This is a genomic window from Pseudoalteromonas sp. MMG010 (genome assembly GCF_018100905.1).
Taxonomy (GTDB): domain Bacteria; phylum Pseudomonadota; class Gammaproteobacteria; order Enterobacterales; family Alteromonadaceae; genus Pseudoalteromonas.
The window spans coordinates 1-19030 of the sequence record NZ_JAGJEG010000016.1; the positions used below are offsets into that span (position 1 = coordinate 1).

The 19030-nt window shown below is 38.6% G+C and carries 16 protein-coding genes; 12 read left to right on the forward strand and 4 right to left on the reverse strand.

The window, feature by feature from the left end; genetic code table 11:
• Window positions 1-340: 340 nt before the first annotated feature.
• A complete protein-coding gene (gene pyrE / locus J8L70_RS14105) occupies window positions 341-985 on the reverse strand; it encodes an orotate phosphoribosyltransferase (RefSeq protein WP_211056239.1) in 645 nt (214 codons plus the stop codon).
• Window positions 986-1007: 22 nt separating this feature from the next.
• Window positions 1008-1721: a ribonuclease PH gene (rph, locus tag J8L70_RS14110; RefSeq protein WP_211056240.1), complete on the reverse strand. Its 714-nt coding sequence runs from the start codon at window positions 1719-1721 to the stop codon at window positions 1008-1010.
• Window positions 1722-1885: 164 nt separating this feature from the next.
• Here rph and J8L70_RS14115 point away from each other — a divergent pair, with 164 nt between their 5' ends.
• From J8L70_RS14115 to recG, 11 genes are all read left to right on the forward strand, one after another.
• The gene (locus J8L70_RS14115; protein WP_211056241.1) at window positions 1886-2746 is read left to right on the forward strand and encodes a YicC/YloC family endoribonuclease; all 861 of its coding nucleotides are present in this window, start codon (window positions 1886-1888) and stop codon (window positions 2744-2746) included.
• A gap of 204 nt (window positions 2747-2950) precedes the next feature.
• The gene (locus tag J8L70_RS14120) at window positions 2951-3151 is read left to right on the forward strand and encodes an Arm DNA-binding domain-containing protein (protein WP_211056242.1); all 201 of its coding nucleotides are present in this window, start codon (window positions 2951-2953) and stop codon (window positions 3149-3151) included.
• A 276-nt stretch (window positions 3152-3427) separates the two neighbouring features.
• Window positions 3428-4747, forward strand: coding sequence for a PAS domain-containing methyl-accepting chemotaxis protein (locus J8L70_RS14125; protein ID WP_211056243.1), 1320 nt, complete (start codon window positions 3428-3430; stop codon window positions 4745-4747).
• Window positions 4748-4854: 107 nt separating this feature from the next.
• Window positions 4855-5478 carry a guanylate kinase gene (gene gmk / locus J8L70_RS14130; protein ID WP_211056244.1) on the forward strand — a complete coding sequence of 208 codons (624 nt, stop codon included), beginning with the start codon at window positions 4855-4857 and terminating at the stop codon, window positions 5476-5478.
• A gap of 109 nt (window positions 5479-5587) precedes the next feature.
• Entirely contained in the window at window positions 5588-5863 is a 276-nt protein-coding gene (rpoZ, locus tag J8L70_RS14135) for a DNA-directed RNA polymerase subunit omega (RefSeq protein ID WP_211056245.1), read from the forward strand.
• Window positions 5864-5993: 130 nt separating this feature from the next.
• Window positions 5994-8099 carry a bifunctional GTP diphosphokinase/guanosine-3',5'-bis pyrophosphate 3'-pyrophosphohydrolase gene (gene spoT, locus J8L70_RS14140; protein WP_211056246.1) on the forward strand — a complete coding sequence of 702 codons (2106 nt, stop codon included), beginning with the start codon at window positions 5994-5996 and terminating at the stop codon, window positions 8097-8099.
• Between the two features lie 12 nt (window positions 8100-8111).
• Window positions 8112-8504 carry a RidA family protein gene (locus J8L70_RS14145; protein WP_211056247.1) on the forward strand — a complete coding sequence of 131 codons (393 nt, stop codon included), beginning with the start codon at window positions 8112-8114 and terminating at the stop codon, window positions 8502-8504.
• 149 nt (window positions 8505-8653) lie between these two features.
• On the forward strand, window positions 8654-10258 hold the full coding sequence (locus J8L70_RS14150) for a FapA family protein (protein ID WP_211056248.1): 1605 nt from the start codon (window positions 8654-8656) through the stop codon (window positions 10256-10258).
• A gap of 246 nt (window positions 10259-10504) precedes the next feature.
• Entirely contained in the window at window positions 10505-10963 is a 459-nt protein-coding gene (gene asnC / locus J8L70_RS14155) for a transcriptional regulator AsnC (protein ID WP_211056249.1), read from the forward strand.
• 41 nt (window positions 10964-11004) lie between these two features.
• Window positions 11005-11691: a tRNA (guanosine(18)-2'-O)-methyltransferase TrmH gene (gene trmH / locus J8L70_RS14160; RefSeq protein ID WP_211056250.1), complete on the forward strand. Its 687-nt coding sequence runs from the start codon at window positions 11005-11007 to the stop codon at window positions 11689-11691.
• A 58-nt stretch (window positions 11692-11749) separates the two neighbouring features.
• Window positions 11750-13831: an ATP-dependent DNA helicase RecG gene (gene recG, locus J8L70_RS14165; protein ID WP_211056251.1), complete on the forward strand. Its 2082-nt coding sequence runs from the start codon at window positions 11750-11752 to the stop codon at window positions 13829-13831.
• Between the two features lie 33 nt (window positions 13832-13864).
• On the opposite strand, the gene J8L70_RS14170 is transcribed toward recG, so the two are convergent.
• Window positions 13865-15490: a methyl-accepting chemotaxis protein gene (locus tag J8L70_RS14170; protein WP_211056252.1), complete on the reverse strand. Its 1626-nt coding sequence runs from the start codon at window positions 15488-15490 to the stop codon at window positions 13865-13867.
• 113 nt (window positions 15491-15603) lie between these two features.
• Here J8L70_RS14170 and J8L70_RS14175 point away from each other — a divergent pair, with 113 nt between their 5' ends.
• The gene (locus J8L70_RS14175; RefSeq protein ID WP_211056253.1) at window positions 15604-16692 is read left to right on the forward strand and encodes an MBL fold metallo-hydrolase; all 1089 of its coding nucleotides are present in this window, start codon (window positions 15604-15606) and stop codon (window positions 16690-16692) included.
• 101 nt (window positions 16693-16793) lie between these two features.
• On the opposite strand, the gene typA is transcribed toward J8L70_RS14175, so the two are convergent.
• Window positions 16794-18617 carry a translational GTPase TypA gene (gene typA / locus J8L70_RS14180; protein WP_211056254.1) on the reverse strand — a complete coding sequence of 608 codons (1824 nt, stop codon included), beginning with the start codon at window positions 18615-18617 and terminating at the stop codon, window positions 16794-16796.
• Between the last annotated feature and the right edge of the window lie 413 nt (window positions 18618-19030).

Here is a 19030-nt window from a genome sequence, read left to right on the forward strand (position 1 = left end):
ACCGCTATGCGTTGCGCTCTGCCGTCTCAGTGGGGTCGCATTATAGGGAGATCCGAAAACAGATCAACCCTTTTTTACAGAAAACGTGAAATAAATGACTGTTCGCAGAATATTTGAGCTAAACACTGTAAAAACACAACAAAACTTTCAATTTATTAACAATTACTTCGTATTTATATACTCAATTGCTACTGAGTAATACCTATGCTTATTTATTTCTAAAGGAAAGATCTATTTGATCATATGTGTTTAAACGATCTTATTATGTGGTTTTTATATCGAACGGATAAGAAGTATATTATTAGAGGTAAAATAAAGCCCCGCTAGGCGAGGCTCATATTTAAGCGATACCGTATTGATCGCGATAAGCTTTAACGGAAGCTAGATGATCATCCATACTTCCTTTCGTTTCTAAATAAGTAATTAAGTCTGCCAATTTAACGATTGATACCACTTGAGTACCAAAGTCTCGCTCTACTTCTTGAATTGCAGATAATTCGGCTTTGCCTTTTTCTTGTCTATCAAGGGCAATGAGTACTCCGCTTAAGTCTGCACCATTATCAGCGATGATCTCCATAGATTCGCGAATAGCGGTACCCGCAGTAATGACATCATCCACCAGCATGATTTTACCTTTTAGCTCTGAGCCAACTAAGGTACCACCTTCACCGTGTGCTTTTTTTTCTTTACGATTAAAACAATAAGGTACGTCTTTATTGTAATGATCAGCTAAAGCGACTGCGGTTGTCGTTGCAATTGGAATACCTTTATAAGCTGGACCAAATAATACATCAAACTCTATACCTGCATCTTCTAATGCAGCAGCATAAAAACGGCCTAAGCGCGCTAAATCACGTCCTGTATTAAATAATCCGGCATTAAAAAAGTAGGGGCTAGTACGCCCTGATTTTAATGTGAATTCCCCAAACTTTAAAACTTGTTTCTCTAATGCGAGCTCAATAAACTCTATTTGATAATCTTTCATGGATATTTACCTAATGTCATTATTAAGCTAAAGCTTGTTTTTGAACGTCAATTATTTCACGAATTGAATGTTTGGCTAATGTTAATAGCTCATCAAGTTCATCAAACGAGAAAGGTTCGCCTTCAGCTGTACCTTGTACTTCTATGATCTTGCCGGTTTCGGTTAAAATAACATTCATATCTGTTTCGGCATCAGAGTCTTCAAGATATTCTAAGTCGCTTATTGGTTGCCCTTTATATATGCCTACTGAAATAGCTGCGATCATATGTTTAAGCGGGTTTGAATTAATCATACCTTTAGCACGCATATAAGTAAGCGCATCAACTAATGCAACACATGCTCCACTAATAGAAGCAGTACGAGTACCGCCATCAGCTTGAATAACATCACAGTCAATAGTAATGGTGTTTTCGCCAAGCGCTTTTAAGTCAACGGCTGCACGTAACGCACGAGCAATTAAACGTTGAATTTCCATCGTACGACCACTTTGTTTTCCACGAGCAGCTTCTCGTGCATTACGCGTATGTGTTGAACGAGGTAACATGCCGTATTCAGCATTTATCCAACCTTTACCTTGGCCTTTCATAAAACGAGGTACACCCGATTCAACCGTTGCTGTACAAAGTACTTTAGTGTTGCCAAATTCAACAAGTACAGAGCCTTCAGCATGCAATGTATAATTACGTGTAAATGTAACAGGTCTAATTTGGTTAGGTGTTCTTTCGCTTGGACGCATGGACGATCCCCTTAATTCAGAATTTGACATATTATATGGATATATAGCCGTATATGCTATGTTGATTTGCACAAATAATAGGATGAAAAATTTTCCCTAGAGCTTATGCACTGTTACGGTATAATCACTTTAATATTGAATTTAAAAATTTTAGGAAAATATCCATGATCCACAGTATGACAGCTTATGCGCGTCGAGAAATTAAAGGCGAATGGGGTACCGGCACGTGGGAAATTCGCTCGGTAAACCAACGTTATCTTGAAACTTTTATTCGTGCGCCCGAGCAATTTCGTGGGATGGAGCCTATTATCCGCGAGCGCCTACGTAAAAACCTCCAACGCGGTAAAGTAGAAGTTTTCTTAAAATTTGTTGCCAACCCTTCACATGTAGGTGAGTTATCAATAAACGAATCACTCGCTGCACAACTTATAAAAAGTGCAAAATGGGTTCAACAACAAAGCAATGGTGATATTAACCCGGTTGATATTTTACGTTGGCCTGGTGTAATGGAAACGCAAGAATTAGATATGGATAGCGTCAATACAGCGCTTATTACAGGTTTTGACCAAGTAATAGAAGATTTTAAATCAGCACGAGCTGACGAAGGTGCCAACCTAGAAGAAATGATAACCACTCGACTAGAGGCAATTTTAGAGCAAGTAAGCGTAGTAGATACGCACATGCCAGAAATAGCAAAATGGCAACGTGAAAAATTAAATCAAAAACTTGAAGATTTACAAACCGATGTTGACCAATCTCGCCTTGAACAAGAGCTGATATACCTAGCCCAAAAACAAGATGTAGCCGAAGAACTCGATCGCTTAAAGTCTCATGTTAAAGAGACTAAAAAAATCCTTAAAAAAGGCGGCGCTTGTGGTCGTCGTTTAGACTTTATGATGCAAGAATTTAACCGCGAAGCAAACACCCTAGCCTCTAAATCAATTAACAGCGATATAACTAATGCCGCAGTAGAGCTAAAAGTACTTATTGAACAAATGCGTGAGCAAATACAAAATATTGAGTGATGTTTCTCTCTGTTTCAGAATAATTTAAACTCCTTTAAAAACCGCTACCTTAGCGGTTTTTTCTATTTTCTTACTCCTTCCTCACTTTGTTTCAAACTATTGGTGACATTATTAGTGACACACACTTAAAAAGCTCTCTTTTAGATGTGATTTTTATAAATCATGTCACCACTTAAATATTTCACTAACTGAGTAATCAATAGAATGAACGATAAGCAAGTAAAAGCCCTCATTAAACAAGGTGAATATGCACGCCATGCAATTGGTAGAGGTTTATATCTTCGCATTACCAATCAAAACATTGGTTACTGGGTTGTTAGGTACACCATTAATAAAAAGCGATTATTTATTGTAATGCTATATAAGGTATTATTTTATAGAACGATCAGCTTACACTTTATCTGATCTTTGTATTCATACATAACTTTGGATTCGGCTATTATAATGAAATATTAATTCTATTAAATATCAATAGGTTAAAGTTTTTTATAAAAACAATTAGAATTATTCCCCTTTTAAGATACACTTTTATGTAATTAATGATTTTTTCTATTGAAAAAATAAGTACTCATTAATTTTGATTATAAAAAGTGGGATACGTGTTTAATAATGCAACATACAAATTTGTGTAATTAATGAAACACTATACCTAGTGTGTATTTACAACTAGCGGGACCTAGAATGCTGTTTAACAATTCATTGAAGAATAAAATCGCCGAACTAGAAGAAGAGTTATCTATTTTACATCAGGTTAGTGATAGCCTAGATAGTGAAATGTTAGTATTAGAACTTGATAGTAAGGGCGTTATAGTAAGAGCCAATACAAACTTTAAAGCAGAGCTTGGCTATACTGATGAGCAGTTAATTTCAAAGCCTATCGTTAATTTTGTACCTTCGAACCTTAAAAACACACCTCACTTTAAAGCATTCAAACGTGCAGTAGACTCCCATTCACACTGGGTAGGCGCATTGCAGGCTGTTGATGCAAAAAATGAGCAAGCTTGGCTTCGTGTAATTTATCAACCCGTGATTAATAATCAAGGGGATTTTAAATATGCTACGTTACATGGCAGCGTCCTCACCAGAACAATCGAAACTTCGCAAGAACAACAAGATATTATTAAAGGTATTCATCGTTCCATGGCAGTGATTGAGTTCAATTTAGAAGGGATTGTACTTGATGCTAACCATCACTTCTTAACTGGTATGGGCTATAAGCTTGCTGAAATAAAAGGACAGCATCATCGAATTTTTTGTTCTCCCGATGAAGTAACTTCAAAAGACTATGAAGTGTTTTGGCAAAGACTGCATCGCGGTGAATATGTAGCAGATCGATTTAAACGCATAGATAAAAATGGCAATGACGTGTGGCTTGAAGCGTCATACAACCCTATTTTAAATACTCAAGGTGAGCTGTATAAAGTTGTTAAATTTGCGACGGTGATCACAGGGCAAGTACAACAAGAAATGGCTATTGCAGAAGCGGCCGAAATTGCCTATGGCACATCGAAAGAAACAGATGCCATTGCAGCCCAAGGCGCTGAGGTCATTCAAAACACTGTAGTTGTGATGGATGAATTAGCGACACAAATGGAACAAGCTGTACAAGATATTTTCGCGTTAGATAAACAATCACAATTAATAGCTAGCATTGTACAAAGCATTAGTAGTATTGCAGATCAAACAAATTTACTAGCGCTTAATGCCGCAATAGAAGCAGCAAGAGCGGGCGAGCAAGGTCGAGGCTTTGCAGTGGTAGCAGATGAAGTAAGGCAACTTGCTTCTCGCACCAGTAAAGCAACAGAAGAAATTGTAGACGTAGTACAAAAAAATCAAAATCTGACTCAAAGAACAGTATCAGTAATTGAGCAAGGAAAAGATAAAGCGAAACAAGGACTCGATTTATCAAATGAATCTGGCAGGGTCATTGTTGATATTCAAGACGGTGCACAAAAAGTAGTTGATGCCGTTAGTCAGTTTGCAAACCAATTAAATAAGTAAAACTATTCTGGTATTGAGTCTATTTACTGAAATAAAGTACACTAGCTTAATTAAGGCTTGAGTTTAATCGTTAACTCAAGCCTATTTATTTTTAGGTAGAGAAACTCATGGCACAAACTCGCGGACATTTATTTATTTTATCGGCACCATCGGGAGCTGGTAAATCAAGTCTATTAAACGCTTTATTATCAAAACATGATGATATGGCATTATCGGTATCACATACCACTCGCTCACCTCGTCCGGGTGAAGAAAACGCTAAACACTATCATTTTGTGTCGGTTGAAGCATTTAAAGCACTTATCAATAACAATGACTTTTTTGAGTGGGCTCAAGTTTTTGATAACTATTATGGTACATCTAAGCAAGCGATAGAATCACAACTGGCAGCCGGTTTTGATGTATTTTTAGATATTGACTGGCAAGGAGCTCGCCAAGTTCGCGAACTATTGCCACAGGTGAAGACCATTTTTATACTTCCTCCTTCTAAAAATGAATTAGAGCAACGCTTAAACAACCGCGGTCAAGACTCTGCTGAGGTTATTGCAGGAAGAATGGCTCAAGCCCAATCAGAATCATCACATTATAACGAATATGATTATATTGTCGTAAATGATGATTTTAATAGTGCTTTAGTTGAACTTGAAACAATTGTACTTGCACAGCGATTAACGCAAAAATCGCAAGCAACTCGCCATGAAGCGTTAATAAATAACTTATTGAGTAATTAAAATACCTTTTTAACGAAGGGTAAGGTAAAAAATAACCACTAACCCTTGGCGAATCTCCTTGCTTGGAGTAAACTACGCCTTTGCTTTTATATAATTTTGGAGTGCTGAGATGGCTCGCGTAACAGTTGAAGATGCAGTAGATGCAGTTGGTAATCGTTTTGACTTAATTTTAGTTGCGGCCCGTCGTGCCCGCCAAATTGCTGTAGGTGGTAAAGATCCACTTGTAGATCCTGAAAATGATAAACCAACAGTCGTTGCACTTCGTGAAATTGAACTTGGTTTAGTTGATACTTCTTCTATGGATGTCATTGACCGTGAAGAACAACAACATCAAGAAGCTGCAGAACTAGCTGCAGTGGCTGCCATTGTAGGTGGCAACCAATAATCAAGCACACTTGCTTTGATGTAGCCAACGGTGCAGTATTTCTTCACTAGCCGTTGGCAATCCCCTCTTTTCATCGTATATTCTTATCTTACCCTTATCTAATTAGCTTCAAGACAACACTGGAGTGTGAATGTATCTGTTCGAAGGCCTAAAAAAGAAAATTTCAGAGTACTTACCTGCCAGCGAAGTAGAGTTAGTGCAAAAATCGTATGTTGTAGCTCGTGAGGCGCATGAGGGACAAACTCGCTCAAGTGGTGAGCCTTATATTACTCATCCCGTTGAAGTCAGCCAAATATTAGCAAGTATGCATTTAGATCATGAAACGCTCATGGCAGCCTTAATGCATGATGTTATTGAGGATACTGACTTTAGCCAACAAGACTTAGCTGAAATATTTGGCGAAACAGTTGCTGAACTTGTTGAAGGTGTAAGTAAACTAGATAAATTAAGCTTTAAAGATAAAAAAGAATTTCAAGCTGAAAACTACCGTAAAATGATTATGGCTATGACCCAAGATATTAGGGTTATTTTAATTAAGCTGGCAGATAGAACACACAATATGCGCACTTTAGGTGCTTTAAGGCCTGATAAACGCAGACGTATTGCTCGTGAAACGCTTGAAATCTATGCGCCAATAGCGAATAGATTAGGTATTCATGATATTAAGAATGAGCTTGAGGATCTAGGATTTCAAGCTCTTTACCCTATGCGTCATCGTGCATTAAAATCAGAAGTAGCAAAAGCTCGCGGCAACCGCAAAGAAGTTATTTCAAATATTCAAACTGAAGTGATTTCGCGTTTAGAAGAATCGGGCATTACTGCGACCGTATCAGGGCGTGAAAAACATTTATATAGTATTTATAAAAAAATGCTCAACAAAGAGCTTTTGTTTAATGAAGTGATGGATATTTACGCATTTCGTATTAACGTAGATTCATTAGATACTTGTTATCGTGCTCTAGGTATTGCTCACAACCTCTACAAGCCCATTGAAACACGTTTTAAAGATTACATCGCTGTACCAAAAACAAATGGATACCAATCACTGCACACTTCTTTAGTTGGCCCACATGGTATTCCAGTTGAAATTCAAATTCGTACACACGATATGGATCACATGGCAGACAAAGGCGTCGCTGCGCATTGGATGTATAAAAAAGCCAGTGATAGTGCTGGTAATACGTCACAACAGCGTGCGCGTCAATGGATGCAGAGTTTATTAGAGCTACAGCAAAGTGCAGGTTCATCATTTGAGTTTGTTGAAAATGTAAAAACAGAACTGTTCCCTGAAGAGATTTACGTATTTACTCCTGATGGAAGAATTGTTGAGCTACCTATGGGAGCAACCGCGGTTGATTTTGCTTATGCAGTGCATACCCACGTTGGAAATACTTGTGTGGGTGCCCGTGTAAATAGAAAACCACACCCATTAAGTAAACCTCTTGATACAGGCCAAACTGTAGAAATAATTACAAGCTCTGGCGCTCACCCAAATGCTACGTGGCTTAATTTTGTGGTAACAGGTAAAGCCCGTTTAGGGATTCGTAACTACCTTAAAAGCCAGCAACAAGAAGAGGCGTTATTGTTAGGGCGCCGCTTATTAGATTCGGCTTTAGGCGAGAACAAACTTGATGAAATCGTCTCAGAAAATATAACAAGAGTACTAGAAGAGCATCAATTAACGACCTTATCTGAACTATTAGTTGAAATTGGAATTGGTAATTTAATGAGTATGCTAATTGCCAAACGCCTATTACAAAACGAAGCTGATGATATTATTGATATCCCTCACAATGCCAAAGCCACTATTATAGGCACAGAAGGCATGTTGGTGAATTATTCTAAATGTTGCCGCCCTATCCCGGGAGATGCCATCGCAGCACATATTAGTCAAGGTAAAGGGCTAACAGTTCACCGACAAGAATGTAAAAATATTCGTGGTTGGGAAAATGAACGCTCAAAATATTTAATTGTAAAATGGGACGACAACCCTGAAAAAGAATATATTGCTGCATTACGAGTAGAAATAATTAATCATCAAGGGGCGATGGCAAAACTCACTAATATTGTTGCCACTGCACATGCAAATATTGTTGAAATATCTACCGATGAAAAAGAAAGTAATTTGTATATCATTAATTTAGGTGTCACGGTAAAAAACCGAGTCCACTTAGCAAATATTATGCGACGAATTCGTGTCATACCCGATGTACAAAGAGTAACGCGTAAAAAATAAAATAGGAACACTATGAATAAAGCATTTATCTCTACCGATCAAGCTCCTGCAGCGATTGGTACTTATAGCCAAGCCGTAAAAGTTGGTACTGCCGTTTACTTATCTGGACAAATAGGCTTAGTACCTGCAACTATGGAAGTGGTTTCTGAAGGTTTTAGCGAACAAGCGCATCAAGTATTTAAAAATATTTGTGCTGTATGCGAAGAAGCTGGCGGCAGTATTCAAGATATGGTGAAGCTCAATATTTTCCTTACTGATTTATCGAACTTTGCTATTGTAAATGAAATTATGAGTCAATACCTTAAGCAGCCATACCCCGCTCGTGCTGCCGTAGAAGTCAGTGCACTTCCTAAAGGAGTTCAAATCGAAATCGACGGCATAATGGAACTACCTTCAACAAATTAATAACTTAGTAATAATACTATGGGTCTACCATAGTATTATTTTCTCACTAAGCAATAGCACAACCCCTTGACTCCCCTCTTACTTTCTAGCAATCTATAATGTGTACCATTACGTGAAATATGACTTTAGTAGTAGAAAAGGAATCTCTAGTGTTTAAGCTTGCTCATAATGGCAACGTTTTACTTGATATAAGTGAATTTGCCCCTCCTAGTGCCGCATTTGTGCTTGAAGCACTTGAGCGTTCAGCATTTGCAGAATGTAAAATAGATCGTGATGCTATTAATGCTTTTTTTAAAAGCAACAGCAGTGAGCGTATTTTAGTCGTTGCACAAAAGCTAGATGCCACAATTAGCATCACAATTAGTGATGATAAAATGCAGGCAATTGGTGAGCTGACAACCCCCCAAGGCGGAAAACTATTAAGTATTGATGATGCAAAGAAAGCGCTTGTTAAAGTAGGGATCGCACGTGGTTATAAACAAGTATTTTTAGAGCAGCTACTACAAAAACAATTTGAACTGCCAGCAGGTAGTCAATGTCAGGGGATTGTTGCCCAAGGCCGACTACCTAGTGATGGCAAGCCCACTCGCTTTGTTTCAATGGTGAGCACCTTAAAAGATAGACTAACGACCCCTACTCTTCGAGAAGATGGCTCGGTAGATATGCGCGACTTTGGTAAGTTAGCCAGTGTAGAGCCCGGCACAGTACTGATTAATCAACAACCGGCTACACCAGGTAAAGCAGGTTTCACTGTACTCGGTGATGTATTACCAACCAAAGCAGGTGAAAGCTTACCCTTGGTACCTGGTGAGGGAACTGAAATATCAAAAACAAACCCATTGGAGCTCGTATCTACTATTGCTGGTGTGCCGGTTGATATTAATAATGGCATGCGTGTTGATGATATTTTCACTATCAATAATGTGAATGTAAAAAGCGGGCATATAGATTTTGAAGGCAGTGTGATTGTTACTGGCAATGTCGACCCAGGTATGAAAATAAAAGCAAAAGGCGATATTACTGTTTTTGGTACTGTTGAGTCAGGCGAGCTTATTGCTAAAGGGGATATAACCGTTAAGCAAGGCTGTATTGGCCACCAAAAAAACGATAAATCGCTTAGTTGCATTCTTATCAGTAATAGTAATATTTATTTATCTCATACTCAGTATTGTTATATCGAAGCCAACAATATTTTAATTGAACGCCAAGCCAGTCATTGTGAAATGAAGTCCTCTGGATTACTGCAAATAGGTCACCCCGATTTGCCTAAAGGTAAATTATTTGGCGGTAAAGTTATTGATGCAACACAGTTGATTGCTGGTGAAATTGGCAATGAATCAGGTGCAAAAATGATCATAAACTTAGCAGCTTCCGGTGCTGATATAACTAAAGATACCGACGACTGCTTTAAAGATCTTGCTAAAACTGATGAGCAACTTGATACCTTACAAAAAGCACTTGAAAAAGCCGATTTATTAAAAGATCTCGAGCAAAAGCGTCTATTAATTGAAAAAATTGGGGCGACACAATTACATTATTGTCAGCAAGCTGAGCAACTTGAGCAAAGGTTAACGGCCTTAGAAGGTGGTTTACTGGACTTACTAAAACAAACACGTTTAGTTGTGAATAGTATTTTACATGCTGGTGTAGAAATACATATTTTTAATAAAGTATTTAAAACAACACGAAATTATCCACCAAGCACCGTAAGTTTAATCGAAAATAAAATCGAAATAGATTTTAAAACGTCATAAAAAAAGCGCCAAATTTGGCGCTTTTTTTATTCTCTTTGTATCTGCTTACGATCTGAACTCATTATAATAGGCCTCATTCCCAGTTATGCTAAGTTTAAAAGCGTGTTAAAACACGTTATTTATGAGTATCATATCTTTTCAAAGCTAAATATCAATAACCCGCAACAAAAAGACCATCAAGCAATAGAAATCAATAATTTTTTACGCTATAAATACAACAATCATTAATTATTAATAAGAATTAGCATGGAAAATTATCAGATCGATAATCTTGATAAACAGATATTGCACGCGTTAATGGCTGATGCACGCACTCCATACGCTGAGTTAGCAAAACGCTTTAGTGTAAGCGCAGGTACCATTCATGTTCGAATCGAAAAAATGAAGCTAGCAGGAATTATCGAAGGGACTCAGTTAACAATCAATTCAAAGCGATTAGGGTACGACGTTTGCTGTTTTATTGGTATTAACTTAACAAATGCAAGAGAGTATCCTCAAACCTTAGTACAATTAAAAGAACTCGAAGAGGTTGTTGAAGCTTATTACACCACTGGCAATTATAGTATCTTCATTAAAGTAATGGCACGCTCGATAGATCATTTACAAGATGTACTGATTAATAAAATTCAAGCAATCGATGCCATTCAGTCAACCGAAACCTTAATTTCACTACAAAACCCTATTAGCCGAGCTGTGATGCCATAAGGTATACTTATCACTATTAATAAAAGTAGTTAGAGAACACCATGGAAAACACCCGTTATCAGCGAATAAAGCAGGTACTTGATCGTCGCCAAACAGATTTAACTGTATGTTTAGAAGATGTGCATAAACACCATAACCTGTCAGCTATTACTAGAACAGCTGATGCAGTCGGTTGTCATCATGTGCATGCTGTATGGCCTGAAAAACAAAAGTGGCTTACTAATAACACGTCTGGCGGTAGTAAAAACTGGTTAGACATACACTTACATAAAAGTATTGATGATGCCTTTGAGTCAATGCGTAGCCATAACCCTGATGTACAAATTTTAGCAACCCACTTAAGTGAAGATGCCGTCGATTTTAGAGAAATTGACTACACGAAGCCTACTGCCATTATTGTTGGCCAAGAAAAAACCGGAATTTCTCAACATGCATTATCACAAGCCACACAAAATATAATCATTCCTATGCAAGGAATGGTGCAATCATTAAATGTTTCTGTTGCTGCCGCTTTAATACTATTTGAAGCCCAACGACAACGAGAGCTGGCCGGGCTTTATAACCGCAATATGCTAAGTGAAGATATTAAGCACCCAATATATTTTGATGGTTGCCACCCTATTATCGCCAGACAATGTAAGTTAAAAAACCTACCTTATCCGAAATTAGATGAACAAGGCGAAATTATTGCTGACGAGGCATTTTGGCAAGCGCTAAAACATGCTTGATACCCCGAAACACTGCCAGTACACTCAAGTTATCAATAGCTAAAGGTTTGAACCTATTTTGTCGACACTTAACTTAAGTCAATACCCTATCACCGAGCTTAAAGGTGTAGGCCCCAAAATGGCCGAACGCCTGCTTAAGTTAGGTATTCAAACAGTACAAGATATGTTGTTTCATCTTCCTTTAAGATACGAAGATCGTACCCGTATCTACTCAATTGCAGAACTATCACTTCACAGCCACGTAAGCATAGAAGCAACGATTGAAACGAGCCAAATAACTTTTGGGAAGCGACGAATGCTCGTAGTACAGGTGAATGATGGCACAGGGCGGCTTACACTTCGTTTTTTTAATTTTACAGCCGCTCAAAAAAATGCATTAGCAACCGGTAAAGTTATTCGTTGCTTTGGCGAAGTACGACGAGGCCGTGTAGGACTTGAAATGAGCCACCCTGAATACAGCATCAGCGATAATACGAGCGAACAACCCACAGCAACCACACTGACAGCGGTTTATTCAACCACTGACGGGCTCAAACAACTATCTATCAGAGCACTAAGCGAGCAGGCGTTAGCATTATTAGATAAGTATCACCTTGAAGAGCTCATTCCAGCGAAATGGCAACCTGCGCATATGTCGTTAACCGATGCGGTAAAAGTGCTCCATAGGCCACCAAAAGACGTTGATGTATTAGCGTTAGAGCAAGGCTTTCATCCTGCTCAGCAACGGTTAGTGTTTGAAGAGCTTTTAGCTCAAAACCTTAGTTTATTAAAACTTCGTCAACAAGGGCAGCAAGTTAAAGCCGTTGATTTATCTCCTTGTAATAAATTAGAGCCTCAGTTTTTATCACAATTACCCTTTTCACCCACCCAGGCGCAAAGCCGGGTCGTGAGTGAAATAAAAGGCGATTTACAGCACCCCTACCCAATGATGCGCTTAGTGCAAGGTGATGTTGGCTCAGGTAAAACGTTGGTTGCTGCATTAAGTGCTTTAACGGCTATTGCACAGGGCTACCAAGTTGCGTTAATGGCACCTACCGAAATCTTGGCAGAACAGCATGGTATTAACTTCCAAGCTTGGTTTGAACCTTTAAATATAAGCGTCGCTTGGTTAGGCGGAAAAACTAAAGGTAAAGAACGCATTACTACGCTTGAAAAAATAGCCTCTGGTAAAGCGCAGATGATTATTGGCACTCATGCACTTTTTCAAGACGATGTTAACTTTAACAATTTAGTGCTAATCATTATTGACGAACAACATCGATTTGGTGTTCATCAGCGTTTATCGCTGCGCGAGAAAAGCCGCTTTAACGACTGTTTTGCACACCAATTAGTGATGACGGCAACGCCTATTCCTCGCACTTTAGCGATGACTGCCTATGCCGATTTAGAGACCTCAGTGATAGATGAATTACCACCAGGGCGTACCCCTATCACCACCGTTGCTATACCTGACACTCGTCGTGATGCAATCATTCAGCGAGTAAAAAGTGCATGCCAAGAACAAAACAAACAAGTTTACTGGGTATGCACCCTAATCGATGAATCTGAAGTATTACAATGCCAAGCAGCTCAAGATAGCGCGCTGCAATTAACTGAAGCATTACCAGATCTAAAAGTCGGTTTAGTTCACGGGCGCATGAAAGCCACCGAAAAACAGCAAATAATGGCTGATTTTAAAGCTGGTAATATTGATGTATTAGTAGCGACGACCGTTATTGAGGTAGGTGTTGATGTTCCCAATGCAAGCCTTATCATTATCGAAAATCCCGAACGTTTAGGCTTGGCTCAATTACACCAATTACGTGGTCGTGTAGGGCGTGGCGCCCTCGCATCTCATTGTGTACTGTTATACCATGCGCCACTATCGCATACAGCACAAAAGCGCTTAGGTGTATTAAGAGACAGTAATGATGGCTTTATTATTGCCGAGCGTGACTTAGAAATAAGAGGCCCCGGCGAAGTACTTGGCACCAAACAAACTGGATTAGCCGATTTTAAAATAGCCGATTTAACTCGTGATAAGCGAACACTTGAACACGTAAAACCTATCGCACTTAAGCTATTGCAACACGCTCCTGAAAATGTTGATAAACTCATCATTCGTTGGCTTGGAAATAAAGCCCAGTATGCTCAAGCATAATTTACTTGTACTGGGCAAAAAGCGCTAACTCAACTAAGTATTAAACTCAGAAGTAAGCTTTTGTAACTGCGCAGACAACTGTGCCAACTCTTGACTCGCATCAGCATTTTGCTGTGCATTTTCGCTTACAAAGCCAATGCTTTCATTAAATTCATTAATACTTAAACTGATCTCTGCGGCTACGGTAGTTTGCTCATCTGTCGCTGTCGATACATGTACATTCATTTGCACTATTTCTGACACACTCTCACTAATTTGTTGAATGATTTCAAATGAATGCTGTGCATGCTCAGAGCCAATTTGCGCACTTTCTTCGGCATGACTCATTTCATCAACCGCATTTTGTGTTGTTAGTTGCAGTTTTGATATCATTTCACTGATATTTTCGGTCGCTTTCTGAGTATTGTGCGCTAATTGCCTCACCTCATCTGCCACAACAGCAAATCCACGTCCAGAGTCACCAGCACGAGCAGCTTCAATTGCAGCATTTAAGGCCAACAGATTAGTTTGCTCTGCGACGCCTTGAATCATTAGCACCACTTGATTAATTTCATTTGATTGTAAGTTTACTTCATTAATAAGCTTGGAATTATCTATGACTAATTTCGATAAATTTTGAATGGCTCCGATATTTTTATTAATGGTTGATAAACCATCTTGAGACATTTCATCAGCAGCTTCAGCTCTATTTACAGTATTAGATGCATTCGCAGATACCTCATCTATAGACGCACTCATTTGCGTAACCGATGTGGCAATTAAATTAGTTTGTTGCTCTTGTTGCTGCGCAGTTGAAGCCATTTGAGCACTGATTGCACTCATTTCTTCTGACGCCGAGGTCAGTGTGTACGTGATCCCTTGAATGTTATTCACTAACGTTTGTAATCGGTCCATCATACTATTAAATGCTTGCGCAATGACTGCAATTTCGTCATTACCAATGACTTCAGCTCTTTTTGTCAAATCGGGGTGAACTGCAATATCAGATAAAACTAAACGTAATCGTGATAAAGGCGCATTAATTGAACGGTAAACAATTAAACCACTAACAATAAGTACAAGCACAATAATCACTGACGCGGTCTCTAAAACCGCAATAACAAATTCAGCTTCCTTATCGCCACTTTCTTTAACTTCTTTTGCTTGTTTCAGTTGAATGCTCATCAATGCGTTATACATGTCACTGAGAGGATCGAATACAGCGTATAAATCGCTTATAAACTGATTGTTAGCTAAGGATTTAAATGAGTTATTGTTAATCTGTCGTATGTAGTTATCAATGAAGGTATCAACAGCGTGTAACTGCACATCTATATTTTTTATCACCCTTTTTTCAGCATCAGAGTGAGGTAAAGATAAAAAGCTTTTCCACTTTAATCTCGCTTCATCACGTGCACTATGTATATTTTTAACCCCTTGTTTCGAAGTAATAGTACTCGCTTTAATTTTATGAAAGTAATCGACAATCACTACAGCGTAGTTATCTGCAATAATTTTTATTTCTTGCGCAGGTAATACCCGCTCTTCAAATAGCGAATCAATATCATGCTTCAATACTCTTACTTCTGTAATTGTAAAGATTGCTGCTGCAATAAAAAATATGACAGGAAAAGACACTAAACTTAAAAGCCTTGCCTTCACACTTATATTCGCTAACATAATTCATTCCGTTCCTTTTGAAGATAAAAGAAGTATTACCTAAATTAGGAAATAATCCAGTTATCAGCAAAACAAACTTATAACAATTTCAGTAAGGTTAAATAGGAGCTAGTATGACGCCTCAATACATAATGTGTATTTTAGTTATTTTATTATCCGCATGCAGTTCCTCTAACCATGTAGAGTTAATCGCCGGCAAAGATACCTTAACAATTAAACATAAAGCGGGAGTTCGAGAAGGCCGTTTTAAAAATATATACCCTAAAATTGCACAGTACCCCACTACATGCGAGCACGATTGTTATCCAAGCCACCCTGATGTGCTTTGTCAAAGTCCAGCAGAAAACTGTATTTACCAAGGCATAAATGAAAGCCTCAACCTCGATACGGGATTCACAATACGCTGGTTAGGCCACGCCAGCTTTTATATAACAGCACCTAATGGTGAAAGTATTTTATTTGATCCCGTAAAAGAGCAATTTGATTCTCCGGTCGACTTAGCCTTTAAGTTAACCGGTGGTATGTATAGAAAACCCGGCGCGTGGCCAAGTAAACTGCAACTTGATTCGCTCAATGGCATTATGTATTCGCATATTCATTACGACCATTTTAATAAAAACGATATAAAAAATATTGGTAATGCTCCTCGCTACCTAGTACCTCAAGGGATGGCTGACAACTTTCCCAATGGCGGGTTTAATATTAGCGAAATGGCATGGTATGCAAAAACCCAAATAAATAGCTTAACAGTACATGCCCTCCCGGCCCATCATTTTAGTAGCCGAGTTGTAGTGCCTTTTATCTACGAAGATAATGAAAAAGACGCGTGGAATGCGTGGCTATTAGAGCAAAATGGGAAAACATTATTTTTTGCAGGCGACACAGGCTATTCACAACACTTTAAAGATATTAATAAAAAATACGGTGCAATTGATATTTGCTTAATGCCTATTGCATCTTATCACCATGAACAAAATGCTAAATGGTATCGTTATGTGCATACCACACCAGAAGATGCACTCAATGGCGCGAAAGAGCTCAACTGCAAAGTAATGATCCCATGGGGATATGGCAACTCAAGTTGGCAAATGGGCGATATTAGTAGCCACTCTGCACTACTACGTTTATTACACATGTACGATGAAATGAATATTCAAACGCCACTTTATATTCTTAACGAAGGCGAAGCTATTTCTATATAACGCAATAAATATAAAAATTTTAAACTCCAATTTAATCAACAAAAAAGCCGCTGTATTTTACAATACAGCGGCTTTTAAAATCAGAGCTCTAAATGAATAGATTATGATTTAGGAGCACGACCCGCACGTTTACGCTCATTTTCAGTTAAATGACGTTTACGAATACGAATGTTCTCAGGTGTAACCTCGACTAGCTCATCATCAGCAATAAACTCAAGCGCTTGCTCAAGTGAATAGTTAAGTGCTGGTGTAAGTGTTTGTGCTTCATCGGTACCCGATGCACGAACGTTAGTAAGTTGCTTACCTTTAAGGGCATTAACGGTAAGGTCGTTATCACGGCTATGAATACCGATAACCATACCTTCATAAACTTCAACACCATGACCGATGAATAAACGGCCACGTTCTTGTAAGTTAAATAATGCGTTAGTTAGTGCTTTACCTGTTGCGTTAGCAATCATTACGCCGTTCTTACGAACACCTAGCTCGCCACCTTTGTGCGGACCATAGTGATCAAACGTATGATAAAGTAAGCCAGAACCTGACGTTAATGTCATGAATTCAGTTTGGAAACCGATTAAGCCACGGCTTGGGATCATAAAGTCCATACGCATACGACCTTTACCATCTGGTGCCATGTCAGTAAGCTCACCCTTACGAAGACCAATTTGCTCCATGATAGAACCTTGGTGCTCTTCTTCACAGTCAATCGTTAGTGTTTCATACGGTTCTTCTAACACACCATCAACAGTACGTAAGATTACTTCTGGACGTGATACAGCTAGCTCGTAACCTTCACGACGCATGTTCTCGATTAAGATACCTAGGTGTAATTCACCACGACCCGATACGCGGAAGCTATCTGGGTTATCTGTATCTACAACACGAAGTGCTACGTTGTGTACTAATTCTTTGTCTAAACGCTCACGGATATTACGTGATGTTACAAACTTACCTTCTTTACCACAAAACGGTGAGTTATTTACAGAGAACGTCATTGTTACTGTAGGCTCATCAACACTTAGTGGTGGTAATGCTTCAACGTTATTAGGACAACAAAGCGTATCTGAAATCTTAAGCTCGCCTAAACCAGTTACAGTAACGATGTTACCAGCATAAGCTTTATCAGTGTCGATACGCTCAAGGCCTAAGTAGCTTTGTACTGAACCGATCTTACCGTTACGAGTTGTGCCGTCAGCACCAATAACCGTAACTTGTTGGTTAGTCGCAACAGAACCGCGTTTAATACGGCCAATACCAATTACACCTTTGTAAGAGTTGTAATCAAGCTGAGAGATTTGCATTTGGAAGTCACCTTCAGGATCTGCATCCGGTGGTGATACTTCGTCAACGATCATCTTAAACATAGGTTCCATGTTATCTGATGGCTCGTCTAAATCGAGTGTTGCCCAGCCATTGATAGCTGATGCATAAATCACTTTAAAATCTAACTGTTCGTCAGTTGCACCAAGATTGTCAAATAAATCAAAGATTTGATCCATAACCCAATCAGGACGTGCACCTGGCTTATCAATTTTATTGATAACGACGATTGGCTTTAAGCCTTGCGCGAATGCCTTTTGCGTTACGAAACGCGTTTGTGGCATTGGACCTTCTTGAGCATCAACAAGTAATAATACTGAGTCAGCCATCGAAAGTACGCGTTCAACTTCACCACCGAAATCGGCGTGTCCCGGGGTATCTACGATATTGATATGGTAATCATTCCATGAAATAGCTGTGTTTTTAGCTAAAATGGTAATACCACGTTCTTTCTCAATGTCGTTTGAGTCCATCACACGCTCTTCGTTACCGCCGCGTGTTTCTAATGTACCTGATTGCTCAAGTAGTTTGTCAACCAATGTTGTTTTACCGTGGTCAACGTGCGCGATAATCGCTATATTTCTTAACTGTTCGATGCTCATATTTTTACTCAGAGAATTTTATTCTCATTGATCCTGCAAGATCTACGCACTCATCTGCATTTTCACCAGATGTCCAAGCATAGGATTTAAAAGGGTGCATATTATCCCTTATTAAGGCCATGGATGAAAGTTTATCCAAAACAAATTTCGAAACTTTCTTCATGACTTACCTAAGCAACTGTTTTATATATTAAAATTATATTAAATTTATTTTCTAATTTTCTAAAAAACACCAATTTAGCCGGTTTTGAGATAATTTTGGCTTAATTTATAAATTAAGATATGCTGCAAAGACAGATTATTTTACAAACAATTTTTAAATCAACACCAACGCACCAATTTGGATTATTAACGCACCACATTGGAGCGACAGTGCAATGTAAAATCATTCTAATTTATTTTTTGACAGTATA

Excerpts from the sequence above, each read along its gene's own strand:
- pyrE (WP_211056239.1), bottom strand. The coding sequence starts at position 985 with ATGAAAGATTATCAAATAGAGTTTATTGAGCTCGCATTAGAGAAACAA.
- rph (WP_211056240.1), bottom strand. The coding sequence starts at position 1,721 with ATGCGTCCAAGCGAAAGAACACCTAACCAAATTAGACCTGTTACATTT.
- J8L70_RS14115 (WP_211056241.1), top strand. The coding sequence starts at position 1,886 with ATGATCCACAGTATGACAGCTTATGCGCGTCGAGAAATTAAAGGCGAA.
- J8L70_RS14120 (WP_211056242.1), top strand. The coding sequence starts at position 2,951 with ATGAACGATAAGCAAGTAAAAGCCCTCATTAAACAAGGTGAATATGCA.
- J8L70_RS14125 (WP_211056243.1), top strand. The coding sequence starts at position 3,428 with ATGCTGTTTAACAATTCATTGAAGAATAAAATCGCCGAACTAGAAGAA.
- gmk (WP_211056244.1), top strand. The coding sequence starts at position 4,855 with ATGGCACAAACTCGCGGACATTTATTTATTTTATCGGCACCATCGGGA.
- rpoZ (WP_211056245.1), top strand. The coding sequence starts at position 5,588 with ATGGCTCGCGTAACAGTTGAAGATGCAGTAGATGCAGTTGGTAATCGT.
- spoT (WP_211056246.1), top strand. The coding sequence starts at position 5,994 with ATGTATCTGTTCGAAGGCCTAAAAAAGAAAATTTCAGAGTACTTACCT.
- J8L70_RS14145 (WP_211056247.1), top strand. The coding sequence starts at position 8,112 with ATGAATAAAGCATTTATCTCTACCGATCAAGCTCCTGCAGCGATTGGT.
- asnC (WP_211056249.1), top strand. The coding sequence starts at position 10,505 with ATGGAAAATTATCAGATCGATAATCTTGATAAACAGATATTGCACGCG.
- trmH (WP_211056250.1), top strand. The coding sequence starts at position 11,005 with ATGGAAAACACCCGTTATCAGCGAATAAAGCAGGTACTTGATCGTCGC.
- J8L70_RS14170 (WP_211056252.1), bottom strand. The coding sequence starts at position 15,490 with ATGTTAGCGAATATAAGTGTGAAGGCAAGGCTTTTAAGTTTAGTGTCT.
- J8L70_RS14175 (WP_211056253.1), top strand. The coding sequence starts at position 15,604 with ATGACGCCTCAATACATAATGTGTATTTTAGTTATTTTATTATCCGCA.
- typA (WP_211056254.1), bottom strand. The coding sequence starts at position 18,617 with ATGAGCATCGAACAGTTAAGAAATATAGCGATTATCGCGCACGTTGAC.